The sequence below is a fragment of the Blautia argi genome (assembly GCF_003287895.1).
Classification (GTDB): Bacteria; Bacillota; Clostridia; order Lachnospirales; family Lachnospiraceae; genus Blautia; species Blautia argi.
The window spans coordinates 20038-35000 of the sequence record NZ_CP030280.1 but is presented as its reverse complement, the minus strand read 5'-3'; the positions used below and the strand labels follow the sequence as shown (position 1 = coordinate 35000).

The 14963-nt window shown below is 44.2% G+C and carries 13 protein-coding genes, 7 tRNA genes and 1 rRNA gene (1 of these 21 running past the window's edge); 19 read left to right on the top strand and 2 right to left on the bottom strand.

Annotated elements, in window-relative coordinates; genetic code table 11:
• The 8 genes from DQQ01_RS00190 to DQQ01_RS00155 form a co-directional block, all read left to right on the top strand.
• Positions 1 to 2715 (top strand): 23S ribosomal RNA (locus DQQ01_RS00190); it begins 171 nt to the left of the window's first position.
• 226 nt (positions 2716 to 2941) lie between these two features.
• Positions 2942 to 3015: transfer RNA gene (locus DQQ01_RS00185), tRNA-Asp, on the top strand.
• 30 nt (positions 3016 to 3045) lie between these two features.
• Positions 3046 to 3118: transfer RNA gene (locus DQQ01_RS00180), tRNA-Val, on the top strand.
• 21 nt (positions 3119 to 3139) lie between these two features.
• Positions 3140 to 3221, top strand: a tRNA-Tyr gene (locus tag DQQ01_RS00175).
• 23 nt (positions 3222 to 3244) lie between these two features.
• A tRNA-Thr gene (locus DQQ01_RS00170) sits at positions 3245 to 3317 on the top strand.
• Positions 3318 to 3327: 10 nt separating this feature from the next.
• A tRNA-Met gene (locus DQQ01_RS00165) sits at positions 3328 to 3401 on the top strand.
• A 6-nt stretch (positions 3402 to 3407) separates the two neighbouring features.
• Positions 3408 to 3480: transfer RNA gene (locus tag DQQ01_RS00160), tRNA-Phe, on the top strand.
• A gap of 8 nt (positions 3481 to 3488) precedes the next feature.
• Positions 3489 to 3561: transfer RNA gene (locus DQQ01_RS00155), tRNA-Lys, on the top strand.
• Between the two features lie 744 nt (positions 3562 to 4305).
• Here DQQ01_RS00155 and DQQ01_RS00150 read toward each other — a convergent pair.
• Entirely contained in the window at positions 4306 to 5079 is a 774-nt protein-coding gene (locus DQQ01_RS00150; RefSeq protein ID WP_111917718.1) for a DUF6062 family protein, read from the bottom strand.
• A gap of 185 nt (positions 5080 to 5264) precedes the next feature.
• On the opposite strand from DQQ01_RS00150, the gene DQQ01_RS00145 reads away from it, so the two are divergent.
• Genes DQQ01_RS00145 through DQQ01_RS16815 form a run of 7 tightly spaced genes read left to right on the top strand, consistent with a single transcriptional unit; the run spans position 5265 to position 10040 of the window.
• The gene (locus DQQ01_RS00145) at positions 5265 to 6638 is read left to right on the top strand and encodes an MATE family efflux transporter (RefSeq protein ID WP_111917717.1); all 1374 of its coding nucleotides are present in this window, start codon (positions 5265 to 5267) and stop codon (positions 6636 to 6638) included.
• Complete coding sequence (locus tag DQQ01_RS00140) at positions 6635 to 6946, top strand: hypothetical protein (RefSeq protein ID WP_111917716.1); 312 nt, start codon at positions 6635 to 6637, stop codon at positions 6944 to 6946. The genes DQQ01_RS00145 and DQQ01_RS00140 overlap by 4 nt, the downstream gene beginning before the upstream one ends.
• Before the next feature lie 50 nt (positions 6947 to 6996).
• Positions 6997 to 7098 (top strand): hypothetical protein, encoded by a 102-nt coding sequence (locus DQQ01_RS17960; protein WP_334293936.1) that lies wholly within the window; start codon positions 6997 to 6999, stop codon positions 7096 to 7098.
• Positions 7099 to 7122: 24 nt separating this feature from the next.
• Positions 7123 to 8412 (top strand): O-acetylhomoserine aminocarboxypropyltransferase/cysteine synthase family protein, encoded by a 1290-nt coding sequence (locus tag DQQ01_RS00135; protein WP_111917715.1) that lies wholly within the window; start codon positions 7123 to 7125, stop codon positions 8410 to 8412.
• A gap of 2 nt (positions 8413 to 8414) precedes the next feature.
• Complete coding sequence (locus DQQ01_RS00130) at positions 8415 to 8981, top strand: tRNA 5-(aminomethyl)-2-thiouridylate-methyltransferase MnmM (protein WP_111917714.1); 567 nt, start codon at positions 8415 to 8417, stop codon at positions 8979 to 8981.
• A gap of 56 nt (positions 8982 to 9037) precedes the next feature.
• Complete coding sequence (locus DQQ01_RS00125; RefSeq protein ID WP_111917713.1) at positions 9038 to 9907, top strand: SpoIID/LytB domain-containing protein; 870 nt, start codon at positions 9038 to 9040, stop codon at positions 9905 to 9907.
• 7 nt (positions 9908 to 9914) lie between these two features.
• A complete protein-coding gene (locus tag DQQ01_RS16815; protein WP_278278159.1) occupies positions 9915 to 10040 on the top strand; it encodes a hypothetical protein in 126 nt (41 codons plus the stop codon).
• 12 nt (positions 10041 to 10052) lie between these two features.
• Here DQQ01_RS16815 and DQQ01_RS00120 read toward each other — a convergent pair whose 3' ends face one another.
• Positions 10053 to 10925 carry a hypothetical protein gene (locus DQQ01_RS00120; protein ID WP_111917712.1) on the bottom strand — a complete coding sequence of 291 codons (873 nt, stop codon included), beginning with the start codon at positions 10923 to 10925 and terminating at the stop codon, positions 10053 to 10055.
• A 155-nt stretch (positions 10926 to 11080) separates the two neighbouring features.
• Here DQQ01_RS00120 and DQQ01_RS00115 point away from each other — a divergent pair, with 155 nt between their 5' ends.
• The 4 genes from DQQ01_RS00115 to DQQ01_RS00100 all read left to right on the top strand — a co-directional run bounded on the left by DQQ01_RS00115 (position 11081) and on the right by DQQ01_RS00100 (position 14906).
• Complete coding sequence (locus tag DQQ01_RS00115) at positions 11081 to 11908, top strand: M23 family metallopeptidase (RefSeq protein ID WP_111917711.1); 828 nt, start codon at positions 11081 to 11083, stop codon at positions 11906 to 11908.
• 220 nt (positions 11909 to 12128) lie between these two features.
• Positions 12129 to 12383 carry a GIY-YIG nuclease family protein gene (locus DQQ01_RS00110; RefSeq protein ID WP_111917710.1) on the top strand — a complete coding sequence of 85 codons (255 nt, stop codon included), beginning with the start codon at positions 12129 to 12131 and terminating at the stop codon, positions 12381 to 12383.
• Complete coding sequence (locus DQQ01_RS00105) at positions 12380 to 13237, top strand: AraC family transcriptional regulator (RefSeq protein WP_111917709.1); 858 nt, start codon at positions 12380 to 12382, stop codon at positions 13235 to 13237. The genes DQQ01_RS00110 and DQQ01_RS00105 overlap by 4 nt, the downstream gene beginning before the upstream one ends.
• 322 nt (positions 13238 to 13559) lie before the next feature.
• Positions 13560 to 14906: an ABC transporter substrate-binding protein gene (locus tag DQQ01_RS00100; RefSeq protein WP_111917708.1), complete on the top strand. Its 1347-nt coding sequence runs from the start codon at positions 13560 to 13562 to the stop codon at positions 14904 to 14906.
• Positions 14907 to 14963: the final 57 nt, after the last annotated feature.

Sequence of the window (14963 nt, the reverse complement as noted above, 5' to 3'; positions counted from 1 at the left end):
ATGGAGGGGAACCCGGTGAACTGAAACATCTAAGTAACCGGAGGAGAAGAAAGAAACCTCGATTTCCTAAGTAGCGGCGAGCGAACGGGAAAGAGCCCAAACCAGCGTGCGTGCATGCTGGGGTTCGGACTGCAGAAGTGATTCGTTGAAGGTAATGGAACGGTTTTGGGAAAGCCGGCCAGAGAGGGTGAAAGCCCCGTACATGAAACCGAAGGCGACATGGCAGGATCCAGAGTACCACGAGACACGGGAAACCTTGTGGGAACGAGCGGGGACCACCCCGTAAGGCTAAATACTCCTTAGTGACCGATAGTGCATAGTACTGTGAAGGAAAGGTGAAAAGGACCCCGGGAGGGGAGTGAAAGAGAACCTGAAACCCTGTGTTTACAAGCTGTGGAACCTCATTATAGGAGGAACCGCGTACTTTTTGTAGAACGGTCCGGCGAGTTGTGCATACTGGCAAGGTTAAGCACCAAAGGTGTGGAGCCGTAGGGAAACCAAGTCTTAATAGGGCCAGAGTCAGTATGTGCAGACCCGAAACCGGGTGATCTATCCATGTCCAGGTTGAAGCTGCCGTAAAAGGCAATGGAGGACCGAACGCACATCCGTTGAAAAGGGTGGCGATGAGGTGTGGATAGGGGAGAAATTCCAATCGAACCCGGAGATAGCTGGTTCTCCTCGAAATAGCTTTAGGGCTAGCCTCGGCAAAGGTTTATGGAGGTAGAGCACTGAATTTCCTAGGGGGCGTCAAAGCCTACCGAAGAATATCAAACTCCGAATGCCATGAAACTGATTGCCGGGAGTCAGACTATACGAGATAAGTTGGATAGTCGAAAGGGAAAGAGCCCAGACCTCCAGCTAAGGTCCCAAAGTACGTGTTAAGTGGAAAAGGATGTGGGATTTCAAAGACAACCAGGATGTTGGCTCAGAAGCAGCCATACATTCAAAGAGTGCGTAATAGCTCACTGGTCGAGAGGTCCTGCGCCGAAAATGTCCGGGGCTGAAACACGACACCGAAGCTGAGGAATCCTGAAAAGGATTGGTAGAGGAGCATTGCATAAGGGAAGAAGCAGTACCGGAAGGAGCTGTGGACTTTATGGAAGAGAGAATGCCGGAATGAGTAGCGAGATAGAGGTGGGAATCCTCTAGGCCGAATATCTAAGGTTTCCAGGGTAAAGCTGATCTGCCCTGGGTAAGTCGGGGCCTAAGGCGAGGTCGAAAGACGTAGCCGATGGACAACAGGTTGAGATTCCTGTACTACGATATGACAGAACTGTGGGGACACGTGTGGAAAGCACAACCCGGGAATGGAAGCCCGGGGCAAGCGGGGTAGGAGTCACATAGGAAAAACCGTGTGGCAATCTGAAGACGTGAAGCGGACCGAAAAGAAGTAGGGAAGTGTGTGAGCCATGCGTCGAGAAAAGCCGCTATTGTTTATATCGTACCCGTACCGTAAACCGACACAGGTGGATGAGGAGAGAATCCTAAGGCCGGCGGAAGAAGCATTGTTAAGGAACTCGGCAAAATGACCCCGTAACTTCGGGAGAAGGGGTGCCACAGAGATGTGGCCGCAGAGAATAGGCTCAAGCAACTGTTTAGCAAAAACACAGGTCTATGCAAAACCGAAAGGTGAGGTATATGGGCTGACGCCTGCCCGGTGCTGGAAGGTTAAGAGGAGAGGTTAGCGCAAGCGAAGCTTTGAATTTAAGCCCCAGTAAACGGCGGCCGTAACTATAACGGTCCTAAGGTAGCGAAATTCCTTGTCGGGTAAGTTCCGACCCGCACGAAAGGCGTAATGATTTGAGCGCTGTCTCAACAATGCATCCGGTGAAATTGAAATACCAGTGAAGATGCTGGTTACCTGCGCCAGGACGGAAAGACCCCATGGAGCTTTACTCCAGTTTGGTACTGGGACTCGGTATTGCATGTACAGGATAGGTGGGAGGCTGAGAACACATAACGCCAGTTGTGTGGGAGCCGCTGTTGGGATACCACCCTTGCAGTATTGGGTTTCTAACCAGCCGCCGTGAACCGGCGGTGGGACAATGCCAGGCGGGGAGTTTGACTGGGGCGGTCGCCTCCGAAAGGGTATCGGAGGCGCCCAAAGGTTCCCTCAGAATGGTCGGAAACCATTCGAAGAGTGCAAAGGCAGAAGGGAGCTTGACTGCGACACCGACGGGTGGAGCAGGTACGAAAGTAGGGCTTAGTGATCCGGTGGTATTAAGTGGGAATGCCATCGCTCAACGGATAAAAGCTACCCTGGGGATAACAGGCTTATCACTCCCAAGAGTTCACATCGACGGAGTGGTTTGGCACCTCGATGTCGGCTCATCGCATCCTGGGGCTGTAGTAGGTCCCAAGGGTTGGGCTGTTCGCCCATTAAAGCGGTACGCGAGCTGGGTTCAGAACGTCGTGAGACAGTTCGGTCCCTATCCGGCGTGGGCGTAGGATATTTGAGAGGAGCTGCCCTTAGTACGAGAGGACCGGGGTGGACGGACCGCTGGTGTACCGGTTGTTCTGCCAAGAGCATGGCCGGGTAGCCAAGTCTGGAAGGGATAAACGCTGAAGGCATCTAAGCGTGAAGCCCCCCTCAAGATGAGATATCCCATTCGAAAGAAGTAAGACCCCTTGAAGACGACGAGGTAGATAGGACAGAGGTGGAAGTACAGCAATGTATGGAGCTGACTGTTACTAATCGGTCGAGGGCTTGACCTAATAGTGGAGAAAGCGGCGGAGGTGAAACTGGAACGGAGAGGAATGTTTACATTCCGAAACGTGGAAGTGGCACCGGAGTCATTTGCGAAGCAAAGGACATGAGTAAATGCGGAGCATTTAGGAATGACCGCTTCGGAACGGAAGAAGCCGAAGACTCCATAAAACGGTAAGTTGGAAATGGTTTGGTTTTGTGTATGCGGTTTTGAAGATATATATCTTCAGGAATGGCCCAGTGGCTCAGTTGGTTAGAGCGCCGCCCTGTCACGGCGGAGGTCGAGAGTTCGAGTCTCTTCTGGGTCGTTACCTTCAAAAGAAGGTAGCAAGATTTATGGGATCTTAGCTCAGCTGGGAGAGCATCTGCCTTACAAGCAGAGGGTCATAGGTTCGAGCCCTATAGGTCCCATTTACTCTTAAAATAAAATAAGGGCGATTTCCCGAGTGGCCAAAGGGGACAGACTGTAAATCTGCTGGCAACGCCTTCGGTGGTTCGAATCCACCATCGCCCATTTAAAATTGAATACCACATCACGCCGATGTGGCTCAATTGGCAGAGCAGCTGATTTGTAATCAGCAGGTTATCGGTTCGAGTCCGATCATCGGCTTAGATATTATCGCGGGGTGGAGCAGTCTGGAAGCTCGTCGGGCTCATAACCCGAAGGTCATAGGTTCAAATCCTGTCCCCGCTACTCAATGCCCAGATAGCTCAGTTGGTAGAGCAGAGGACTGAAAATCCTCGTGTCGCTGGTTCGATTCCGGCTCTGGGCATTTTCTATGGAGCATTAGCTCAGTCGGTAGAGCACTTGACTTTTAATCAAGTTGTCCGGGGTTCGAATCCCCGATGCTTCACTAAGAAATATGACTCAAATCCATTAGGATTTGGGTCAATTTTTTTGTCTATATAAAATGTATCTATATGCCAATCCATATTATAGAAATGCCGATGAGATAGTTTTGATATTCTAATGACATCTCTGAATATCCCCAAAACAGAAAAAATATGCAGGAGTTATCCACAAAAAACGAAAAAGTGAATGTATAGTGAGGATAAAAAGAATTGTTATTTCCTTTTTAAAGGGTATCCTTTTACGGAATTTAAAGTAATAAAAAAGAAACCAGAATCAATGAGGGGGGAAGGTTGATTCTGGTTCCTTTTTTTTGATATTTATAATATTAAAAAGAAGGAGAGCCGGTTTTCATACCGGCATATGAAAAAGAAAAAGATTTTTGAAAAAGTCTTATCGGCTTTTACAAGTTATACTATACAGGGTAAATGTGATAAAACTGTGATGAAATCATAAAAGAAGTCTTAATAAAAGAAAAAAGCAGAAAATAAAGAGGGATATAAAAAGACAGGAGCAGGAATCCGAGGGGGATAGATTCCTGCTCCTGTTTTATTTCATAAAAAAGAAGGAGTTACTGGCAACTCATTGCCAGTAATATGAAAAGAAAAAGATTTTGAAAAAAGTCTTATTGGCTTTTACAAGTAATACTATACAATGTAAATAAGGACAATTTATGACAAAAAACTAAAAGAAAAATGAAAAAGGTAAATTCTGATTTATGCTTTTTTTATAATTCCTTTTTATTTGATTATTTTTCAGCTTTGTATACCGGGTCTGCAGGATAGCCGCCGGCTGCTTTTTGCATACCGCGCTGGATTGCATCTTTGGAGGTTTTCCAGTCCGCATCTTTGTTTTTATAGTCAAATTTGTCGCAGAACCACTCCAGGTCATCGGTCACCCGCTGAAGGTTTTCGGTCATAAGAGCAAAAAGGTCAGTATAGAAGCTTTGCTTTTCTTTGTCTGAAAGAAGCGTATCCCCTGTTTCTACTAAATCTGCAAAATGGGGGATACAGAAACCTTTGCTATTTTGAAAGAGTTCCCGGAACTCCGGATTCTTGCGATAGAGTTCAAAGAAGGTATCCAGATAACGGTTGTAGGTACTGCGGTAATAATCACAGATATAGCAGGTGGAGGTCTGTTCTTTTACCCAGGCGCCAATGTTGGTACGAGGGTTCTCAGAATCTACTTTTGTTTTTTTGAAATGCCCCAGCATGGAAGCCTTGGCAGGGGAGAACATTTTTATCTGCTGTTTCAGCTCTTCGTTTTTCTTTTTGAAATGGGTGGTGAGGATCAGACCTGTGCCAAGACGGTTTCCATAGTCAAACATTTTTTTATAATGTGTGCGGCAAAACCCCATTTTATCTGTTTCGGCACGGACATCGTCTTCCATATAAGAAGCACCGGAACCCAGCACAAAATCTATGGCGTGCTGTTCCAGATTCCGCTCAATAAAGCAGAAGGGACATTCGTCCTGGGCGCGGAAAGCGTCCATAAGAGGGATTGTGTAAATTTTTTCTTTCATTTGCTTCGCTCCTTTAAATTTAAAAAGATATAATATAAGATTACCACAGAAGAAAAATAAAGAAAAGAAGGGGAATGGGCAAATACAGGAATAATGACAAAATTACTGAAATTAAGTGTTTACACAGGTATTGTCAGTCTGATAAACTATATAGAAAGAGTTTTATAAGAAAATATGGAGTTGTTATGAAAAAGAAAATAGATTTGTTAAATGGCCCTATAGCAGGAACTCTGGCAAGGCTGGCGTTTCCTATTATGGGGACTTCTTTCATACAAATGGGGTATAACCTGGTTGATATGATATGGATTGGAAGACTGGGAAGCGGTGCGGTAGCGGCAGTTGGCGCGGCGGGTATGTTTATGTGGCTGGCAAACGGCGTGACTACGATTCCCAGGATTGGCGGACAAGTGACCGTGGGGCATAAGCTGGGCGCAGGAGATAAAGCGGCAGCAGCAGAATATGCAAGAGGAGCGCTCAGAATGGGAGCGTTTCTGGGAATTCTATACGGAATTATCAGTTTGCTTCTGAATAACCAGTTGATTGCATTTTTTCAGTTAAATAGTCTAAAGGTTATCTGGGACGCCAGATTGTATCTGATGATTACCTGCGGTCTGGTAGTGTTTTCCTTTTTAGACCAGGTGCTTGGAGGAATTCTGGCAGCTATGGGAAACACGGTTACAACCTTTCGGGTAACCACCATAGGTTTGTTGATTAATTTGATTTTAGATCCTGTACTGATATTTGGAGTGGGGCCGATTCCGAGGCTGGAGGTAGCCGGAGCCGCTATGGCAACTGTCCTGGCACAGGTGATTGTATTTGTGTTGTATTTGCGGGCAGTATGGCATGAACCGGTTATTTTTGCCAACCTGCATTTGTTTGTGAAAACCAGAAAAGAATATGTAAAGGAAATGGTGAAAATAGGATTTCCGCCGGCAATACAGGATTCCCTGTTTTCCTCTATTTCCATGGTCATTGCCCGTCTGATTGCAGGCTGGGGTGATGCCGCCGTTGCGGTGCAGAAGGTGGGAAGCCAGATTGAGTCCATTTCCTGGATGATGGCAGGAGGATTTTCTACTGCGGTCAATGCCTTTATTGCACAGAACTATGGTGCGGGAAAAGGCGAGAGAATTCGGAAGGGATACCGCACAGCCCTGGTGATTATGGCGGTGTGGGGCGCATTTACCAGCTTTTTGCTTCTGGTGTTTCCGGAATTTTTCTTCCGCATTTTTATTACCGAGGAAGAGGTTATTCCTATGGGTGTGGATTACCTCCGGATTATAGGAATTTCTGAAATTTTTATGTGTCTGGAAGGAGCGGCAACCGGAGCGTTCCAGGGTATGGGAAAAACGGTTCCGCCTTCTGTGACAGGAATTGTGTTTAATACTCTGCGTATTCCTACAGCCATGCTGCTTTCTGCAACTGCTCTGGAATTAAACGGAGTTTGGTGGGCGCTTAGCCTTTCCTGCGTATTAAAGGGAACCGTACTTCCGGTATGGTTTGCTCTTGTATTCAGGAAATTCTATAAAAATTATAAGGAAATGAAAGGAAGGTCTGTATGAATACCAGTGAAATGATTATGGTGCTTCTGGGCGTTCTGATTATCGGAGGTGGGGTTTTTCTGGCGGTAAAGGGAAAATCTTCGATGATAAGAGAACGGTTTGGAAGCGGTGTATCCCCGGAGAATGAGAGAAAATTTATGAGAACTGTTGGAGGCGCTGTGTGCGTGATTGGATTGGATATGCTGCTGTTAGTTGGACTGAGTGTAAAATATCATATCAGCCAGGAAGTGACACTGGCAATTCTGGGAGTCGGAATTGTGTTATTTGTCGGAATTCTGCTGTTTGGGCAGAAGTATTACAGAAGGTAAGGAGTGGATTTATTACTTTTTCAACCTTTGCACTGGAGAGTTCTTCCCTGATGAAGCAGGGAAAAGCAGTAGCAGAAGCAGTTTATATGGCGCTTAGTGTGGGAATCTGTCTGGCAGCAGTGATGTTGGGACAGAAGCTTATAGTAAGATAAATTTTAAGAACAGGAGAGGACAAAATGAGCAGAGAATATCGTATTGAAACAAAATGTATCCAGTCCGGCTGGAAACCGAAAAAAGGCGAACCAAGACAGATGCCGATTTATCAGAGTACCACCTTTAAGTATGATACTACAGATGAAATGGGCAGATTGTTTGACTTAAAGGATAACGGTTATTTTTATACACGCTGCCAGAATCCTACCAATGATTTTGTTGCAGCAAAAATTGCAGATTTGGAGGGCGGCGTGGCTGCTGTTTTGACTTCTTCCGGTCAGGCTGCCAATTTCTACGCAGTGTTTAACATCTGTGAGGCAGGAGATCATGTTATCTGCGCTTCAGCCATTTACGGCGGTACTTTGAACGTATTGGGTGTTACGGCAAAGAAGATGGGAATTGAATGTACGTTTATTGACGTAGATGCACCGGCAGAAGAACTGGAAAAAGCTTTCCGTCCAAATACAAAGGCGGTTGTGGCAGAAACCATTGCAAACCCTTCTTTGGTAGTTCTGGATATAGAGAAAATGGCGAACCTGGCTCACAGTCATGGAGTTCCGCTGATTGTGGACAATACCTTTGCTACACCGGTAAACTGTAATCCATTTCAGTGGGGAGCAGATATTATCACACATTCTACCACAAAATATATGGACGGACATGCAGCACAGGTAGGCGGCGCCATTGTGGACAGCGGAAATTTTGACTGGGAAGCACACGCAGAAAAATTCCCGGGACTGACACAGCCGGACGAATCTTATCATGGAGTTGTATATACCAAACAGTTTGGAAAAGCGGCTTATATTACAAAAATTAATGCACAGCTTATGCGAGATTTGGGTTCTATCCCATCTCCGATGAACTGCTTTATTTTGAATCTGGGATTGGAATCCATGGTGCTGAGAGTGGAAAGACACTGCTATAATGCACAGAAAACAGCGGAATACCTGGAAGCGCACCCTCTGGTAAGCAAGGTAAACTATCCGGGACTTCCGGGAGATAAGTATTATGAACTGGCACAGAAATATATGCCAAAGGGAACCTGCGGCGTTATTTCCTTTGAGTTAAAGGGTGGAAGAGAAGCGGCTGTGAAATTCATGGACAGCCTGAAACTGGCGTCCATTGTTACCCATGTAGCTGACGCAAAGACCAGTGTTCTGCACCCGGCAAGCCATACCCACAGACAGTTGAATGATGAGCAGCTTGTGGCAGCAGGAGTATCTCCGGGAATGATTCGTCTGTCTGTAGGAATTGAACATATTGAGGATATTTTGGAGGATTTGGAGCAGGCGCTTGCAGCCAGTGAGAAATAGAGATGAGGTCATATCAGATTACAGAGTGGAGTCATGAACTTTTTCGTTTGCAGGTAAAACCGGGCGGAACCTATATTGACGCGACTATGGGAAACGGACACGACACACAGTTTTTGTGTGAACTGGCAGGAGAAACAGGAAAAGTTTTGGCTTTTGATATTCAGGAACAGGCGCTTGAAACTACGGAGAAGCGGCTTTTGGAAGCAGGGCTTCGGGAGCGCGCCGGTCTGGTTTTGGACAGCCATATTCATATGGAAAATTATGTAGAGGCAGAAACCGTGGACGGGATTTACTTTAATTTCGGATACCTTCCCGGTGGAAAACATGAGCTGGCAACCAAGGCAGACACCAGTGTTCTGGCAGTGGAATCAGGGCTGAAGCTTTTAAAAAAGGGCGGTGTTATGGCTCTTTGCATCTATAGCGGCGGAGATACAGGATTTGAAGAAAAAGACCGGATTCTGGAATTTCTGAAAAACCTGGACAGCCGAAAGTATATTGTCATTGTGAATCAGTATTATAATCGGGAAAATAACCCGCCGATTCCGGCATTTGTAGTGAAAAAGGGATAGGACAGGACAGGGCAGGCATAGGATAACAGTAAGGAAAATACAGGTTTTGTGAAGATATGAGCAAAAAAAAGGAATCATGTATTTTCGCAGCAGTGCTGTTTCCTGTACTGCCCTGGATTTTTACGGTTATTCTCCTGGGACGGGAGGCATGTCCATTCAGTAAAAAGCCGGATATAGAAGCGTATGCTGCACCTGTGGCAGCGTCGCAGATTTCCTGGGAATATGGGGAGGAAGCCATTTGCGCGCAGGTGGTTCTTGCCAGAACGAATTTGTATGCAAACCCTGATGAACAGGAAGAAATGATACAAAACGCTGCCCGGTATATTAAAAAGAAGCATATGAATGGGGAGAGGCTGCAGCAATATAAGCGCTTTCAAAGAGCAGCCCGAGAAACAAAAGGACAGGTGCTAAAGAAAAACGGAGAACTCCGGGAAATGCCGTATCATGCCCTGAGCGCAGGAAAAACAAGGGACGGAAAAGAGGTTTTAGGGGAACGTTTTTCTTATGTGCCGTCTGTGGAAACAACAAAGGATATAAACAGTCCTCTTTATGTGGAGGGCTGTTATTTTACGCAAAAAGAGCTGGAAAAAGAATTGAAGGCGCTCTATCCCGGCTTTCAGATGGGAGAGGGAATTGTGGAAATAAAATCTGCAGACGGAGCAGGATATGTCATGGAGATACAGATTGGAAATCAGGTATTTCAGGGGGAGCAGGTACGGGAAATTTTGAAGCTGCCGTCCTCCTGCTTCACCATACAGAAAATAGAGGAGCAGGTGCGGTTCTTGTGTAAAGGCGTGGGACATGGGCTGGGTATGAGCCAGTACACGGCACATCAGATGGCATTGGAAGGGAAAAATTATAAGGAAATTTTAGGATATTTTTTTCCGGAAATGAAAGTGGAAGATGTGGGAAAGGAAACTCCGTAAGGAGTGCATGGCAGAGGAGAGATATTATACTGTTGAAGTAATCTGCCGCATGAGTAAGACTTCTGCGCTGGGCTGTTTCGCTGAGTTTCTTTCTTATGCGGCAGTTGGAACTTTATTTTTGCTGTTTGATTAAAGCAGAAAGCTGTTATTTCGCATCTTCTGTCTGAAGATTCAGGACAGAAACATGCAGAATGGGAGTGTCCCCGTCTTCTATGCTTTCGGTATTGAAATAAATCTGGTCGCCTTCTTTGAATTCATAAAAGCCCTGCACATTGTAGGGATACAGGATTGTCATACTTCCATTCAGTATGACGGCATCTCCCTTTTTCAGCCCATAAGCGTCATTGTCAGCAGTGATGGAGGCTTCTATGGTAGAACTGTCTGTGATTTTTGTAATTTCTGCCTGAATTTCTTTGGAAACATTAGTTTTGTAGGTCAGCGGAGAAGGGGTGGTTTCCAATACATGAACGGCTTTTTTGGATACGGGCAGATATTTTACGATAAATTTGGAATCCGGTGCGTATTTGTATCGGATCTCCGGGCTGTCTTTGTCCAGACTTCCTTTTGGCTGCAGATAGGAATAAGTGTCAAATTCTTTTTTGGTAACTGCAATGCTGACTTTCTTGTCCCATGGGTCAGTGCCTTCCATGCAATAGGTGTTGCCAAGGGAAATTCCAAACAGGGTATGCTTTGTTTTGGAAAACTCTACTTGTGTCAATGTCGCTTCTTCGGGATTTGATTTGGCGGTAAGGTCGCGGATACCGCTGTAAAGAGGAAGAAGACTGAGCAGCAGTATGGCAAGGGTACAGCAAAAGGGAATATAGCGTTTTATGTCTGCACGGAGTTTTTTTCTGAAAAAAATCCAGTATAGCAGAAAAAGCAGAGTAACGGCAAGAACTGCCCAAAAACAAATATAATAGGAAGGGGGCGCTGCTGTGGTCTGATAAAAGAAAATCAGGACAAATCCGTCCAAAAGCAGCAGTACTGCCATAAACAAAAAGAAAAGATATTTTTTCATATGCAAGAACCTCCGTGTTTGATAAAAATATTTTATCATGAAAGAGGCCGGAAAGCTATTCTTTTGTGTGTATAAGTTTTCATATTCCGGCAATCCTATAATTGAAAACAAGAAAAGGGGCAGAAGTGTTCCAATTATAGGCAGAGGTGAAGAATATGAGTAAAAAAGGGAAAATTCGTGCCGCCCTGGGAGGGTTACTGGCACTGACACTGGTAGTTACCTGTGTGACTGTATATCAGTCCGGGAGTAAAAGCACACCGAATGAGAAAGAATTTGTTAAGGAGAACCAGGAGGATTCTGTTGACCAGGCAATAAAAACAGAAGAACGGGACGAAGAAGAAACCGAAGATGTGAATACATCTGATGTGGAAGGAACAAAGACAGTAGAGGAAGAACAGGATACTGCAACAGAAGATTCAGCAGAGCAGGAAGCTTTGCCAGAGGATACAGACAAGGAAGAGTCAGCAGAAGAAGCACAGGCAGAAACAGACGCAGAGGCGCAGGTAGCCCAGGACGTGGCAGCGCAGGCACAGAATCAGGCAGGTGTGGCAGCAGCGCCGGATATTAATTTTACGGAAAGCTCTCTTATGGAGTGGCCGGTAAACGGACAGGTTGTGCTGGATTATAACATGGACAATACTGTTTACTTTCCTACGTTGAATGTGTACAAGCTGAATCCGGCTGTGGCAATTTCAGCAGAAGTTGGCGCTCCGGTAGCCGCTGTTGCCAATGGAAAAATTGTATCTGTACTGGAAAATGAAGAAACAGGCACAACAGTGACTGTAGATATGGGAAATGGTTATCAGGCAGTGTACGGACAGTTAAAGGACGTACCGTTCCAGGCAGAAGAATATGTGACAGCAGGAGCTGTCCTTGGGTATATCAATGAGCCTACCAAATATTATACAGAGGAAGGGGCAAATCTTTACTTTGCATTAAGTAAGGATGGCGTATCCCTTGACCCTATGGAATATTTACCGTAAGAATCATTCACAAATGCATTCTTCCAGAGTATAATAAAGTATGCGAAAGATAATTCGCAGCCGATTTTCTTCTTACAGTCTTTGTATGAGAGGCGCAGCCTCCGGTATGGTGTGAAATACTTCTTAATCGGCAGCTTTATTATAGAGAGGGCGTCCTGTTTGGCTTGACAGAGCAGATGAGGCGTCCGCTACATAACCTTGAACAGAAAGGAAAAAACAGGTGAACTATACATATATTGTACGGTGCGGCGACGGTACACTTTATACAGGGTGGACAAACTGTCTGGAGAAACGAATTGCCTGCCATAATGCAGGGAAAGGGGCAAAATATACCAGGGTGCGGCTTCCGGTGGAGCTGGTGTATTATGAGGAGTTTCTGACAAAGCAGGAGGCTATGAGCCGGGAGGCAGGGATAAAAAAAATGAGCAGGAAGGAAAAGGACAGGCTGATAGAGAGAGGCGGGAAGAAGGTATGAAAAAGGGCGGAGAAGGAACCGAAAAAACGTATATTGAAGGGGTAAGAATTAATTTCCTTTATGTAGATAAATATTCATTTGGCAGAGCCTGGTATATGCCGGAGAGTAAAATCCCTTATAGTATGCTGCGTTATATTACGGCAGGAAAGGCGATTTTTATTATTGATGGGAAGGAACTTGTGGTGGAGAAAAACCAGGTTGTTTATCTTCCAAGGGGCTGCGTGCTGTCCTGTCATGCTTTGGGAGATACATTCTCTTTTACAAGCATACGGTTTAATATGTCTGTTTCCTATGATGGAGGGGATTTTCTGAGAGATTATTATCAGATGCCGGAAGTATTGGAAGATAAGGGAGAAAAAGAATATTTTGACAGGATTTATGGGGCTATACATTCTGATGGAGCAGAGAGAATGTTTCTGGTTCGAGGATATCTGGAACTGTTGATTGGGAAAATTATCGGAAGGGCAGGAAAACATGAGAAACAAATAGAACGGGAAGTAGTGGGTGGTGCAGAAGTCAGAACAGAGCAAATGGATCAGAGAATCCAGCGAGTTGTGGACTTTATGGTACTGCATCCTACAGAAAATTATACAACTGCAAGGTTATGTGATATGGCAGGTCTGGGAGAAACCAGATTTCGCAAGCTTTTTAAAGAACAGACTGGGAAAAGCCCGGGAGAATATCTTAGAGATATGCGTATGATGGTAGCAGGAAGACGACTGCTTTTATCAGCAGAAAGTGTCAGTGATATTGCATATAGTGTAGGGTATGAAGATGTTAATTTTTTTATCCGTGTATTTAAAAAATATTTTGGTGTGACTCCAAATCAGTATAGGAAAATATCTAAGGAATAGTGTTGATTAGTCCTATAAAGTGAGGAATAGCATACAGAATATATAATTTTATGAAGATATACAGATTGAAACTATATAAAATGACTAAAAATCTCTTTTTCAGGAAGTGGAAAAAGAGATTTTTTTGTGGAAAAATAGAGAATACACCAATATGGAAGTAAAAGCGCTGTTTTGTGCTATTAATGAATGGATAGTCCGTGGTATTGTACAGTATAAAAAGGTAAAATCTAGTTATAAAAAACAAAAGACACAAATATAGGACGGAAATTGTGAAAAGTGTTATAAAAAATGATGAAAAATTACAAACGAAAGGAGTAAGATTATGAAAAAGAAACTTGCATTATTGTTAGCCGGAATTTTAACATTAGGGTCTTTTGCAGGCTGCGGAGGTGATTCAGGAAATGGAAACGAAGAACCGAAAAGCTCTGTAAATGCAGATGGAGAGCTGGAGGGTGATATTACGTTTTGGCATTCCTTTACGCAGGGTGGAAGATTAGATACCATTCAGGCAGCAGCAGATAAGTTTATGGAAGAAAACCCGAAAGTAAATATTAAGATTGAAACCTTTTCCTGGAATGACTTTTATACAAAATGGACAACAGGACTCGCGTCAGGAAATGTACCGGATATGAGTACTGCCTTAGTTGGACATGTAACAGAGATGATTAATTCAGATGCATTAGTTCCTTTGAATGATTTAATTGATGATATCGGAAGAGATAAGTTTTCAGAAAACGCAATCAATGAAGGTACGGTAGACGGCAACAATTATTCCATTCCATTATATTCTCATGCAATGGTTATGTGGGTAAGAAAGGATTTGCTGGAACAAAATGGGCTGGAAGTTCCTAAAACATGGGACGAGTTGTATGAAACAGCCAAAAAGCTGACAAAGGACGGTGTTTACGGTTTATCCTTCCCGTGCGGTTCCAATGATTTTCAGGCAACAAACTTCCTGAATTTCTATGTCAGAAGCGGTGGTGGAAGCCTTTTAAATGATGATTTGACAGCAAACTTAACCAGTGACTTGGCAATTAAAGGAATTAACTATTGGTTGAAGGTTTATGAAGACTGTTCACCAAAAGATTCTGTAAATTATGATGTTTTAGACCAGGCAACCTTATATTATCAGGGAAAAACAGCTTTTGATTTTAATTCAGGTTTCCAGATTGGCGGTGTTCAGCAGAACTCTCCTGATTTATTACAGTATGTGGACTGTTACCCAATTCCTACTATAGACGGAAGCGAACAAAAAGGAATTACAACCTCTAATCAGCCGATTGTAGTATGGAAAAATTCAAAACACCCGGATATTTGTAAAGAATTTATCAAGACTTTGTACGAAGAAGAAAATTACTTGGATTTCCTGGCATCTCAGCCAGTAGGTATGCTTCCATCCATTTCGGGTATTGAAGATTTAGATGCATACAAAAACAATGAAACCATTCAGCAGTTCCAGCATGCAGAGGAAGTTATCAGTTCTCAGATTCCAGGAGGAACAGCAATTGGATTTGAACATGGTCCGAATCTTCAGGCAGGATTGATTGTAAATCAGCATGTTATAGAAGAAATGTTCCAGGATATTATTACCAATGGAACTGATGTGGAAACAGCGGCAAAGGCAGCAGAAGAGGAATTAAATACCTTATTTAAGGCAGCCGCACAATAAGAATAAAGTGAGGTTGTTGCCAAGGCATATGATATAGATTCCAGGTAACAACCTCTA

Excerpts from the sequence above, each read along its gene's own strand:
- DQQ01_RS00100 (WP_111917708.1), top strand. The coding sequence starts at position 13,560 with ATGAAAAAGAAACTTGCATTATTGTTAGCCGGAATTTTAACATTAGGG.
- DQQ01_RS00145 (WP_111917717.1), top strand. The coding sequence starts at position 5,265 with ATGAAAAAGAAAATAGATTTGTTAAATGGCCCTATAGCAGGAACTCTG.
- DQQ01_RS00105 (WP_111917709.1), top strand. The coding sequence starts at position 12,380 with ATGAAAAAGGGCGGAGAAGGAACCGAAAAAACGTATATTGAAGGGGTA.
- DQQ01_RS00120 (WP_111917712.1), bottom strand. The coding sequence starts at position 10,925 with ATGAAAAAATATCTTTTCTTTTTGTTTATGGCAGTACTGCTGCTTTTG.
- DQQ01_RS00135 (WP_111917715.1), top strand. The coding sequence starts at position 7,123 with ATGAGCAGAGAATATCGTATTGAAACAAAATGTATCCAGTCCGGCTGG.
- DQQ01_RS00115 (WP_111917711.1), top strand. The coding sequence starts at position 11,081 with ATGAGTAAAAAAGGGAAAATTCGTGCCGCCCTGGGAGGGTTACTGGCA.
- DQQ01_RS17960 (WP_334293936.1), top strand. The coding sequence starts at position 6,997 with ATGAAGCAGGGAAAAGCAGTAGCAGAAGCAGTTTATATGGCGCTTAGT.
- DQQ01_RS00125 (WP_111917713.1), top strand. The coding sequence starts at position 9,038 with ATGAGCAAAAAAAAGGAATCATGTATTTTCGCAGCAGTGCTGTTTCCT.
- DQQ01_RS00130 (WP_111917714.1), top strand. The coding sequence starts at position 8,415 with ATGAGGTCATATCAGATTACAGAGTGGAGTCATGAACTTTTTCGTTTG.
- DQQ01_RS00140 (WP_111917716.1), top strand. The coding sequence starts at position 6,635 with ATGAATACCAGTGAAATGATTATGGTGCTTCTGGGCGTTCTGATTATC.
- DQQ01_RS16815 (WP_278278159.1), top strand. The coding sequence starts at position 9,915 with ATGGCAGAGGAGAGATATTATACTGTTGAAGTAATCTGCCGCATGAGT.
- DQQ01_RS00150 (WP_111917718.1), bottom strand. The coding sequence starts at position 5,079 with ATGAAAGAAAAAATTTACACAATCCCTCTTATGGACGCTTTCCGCGCC.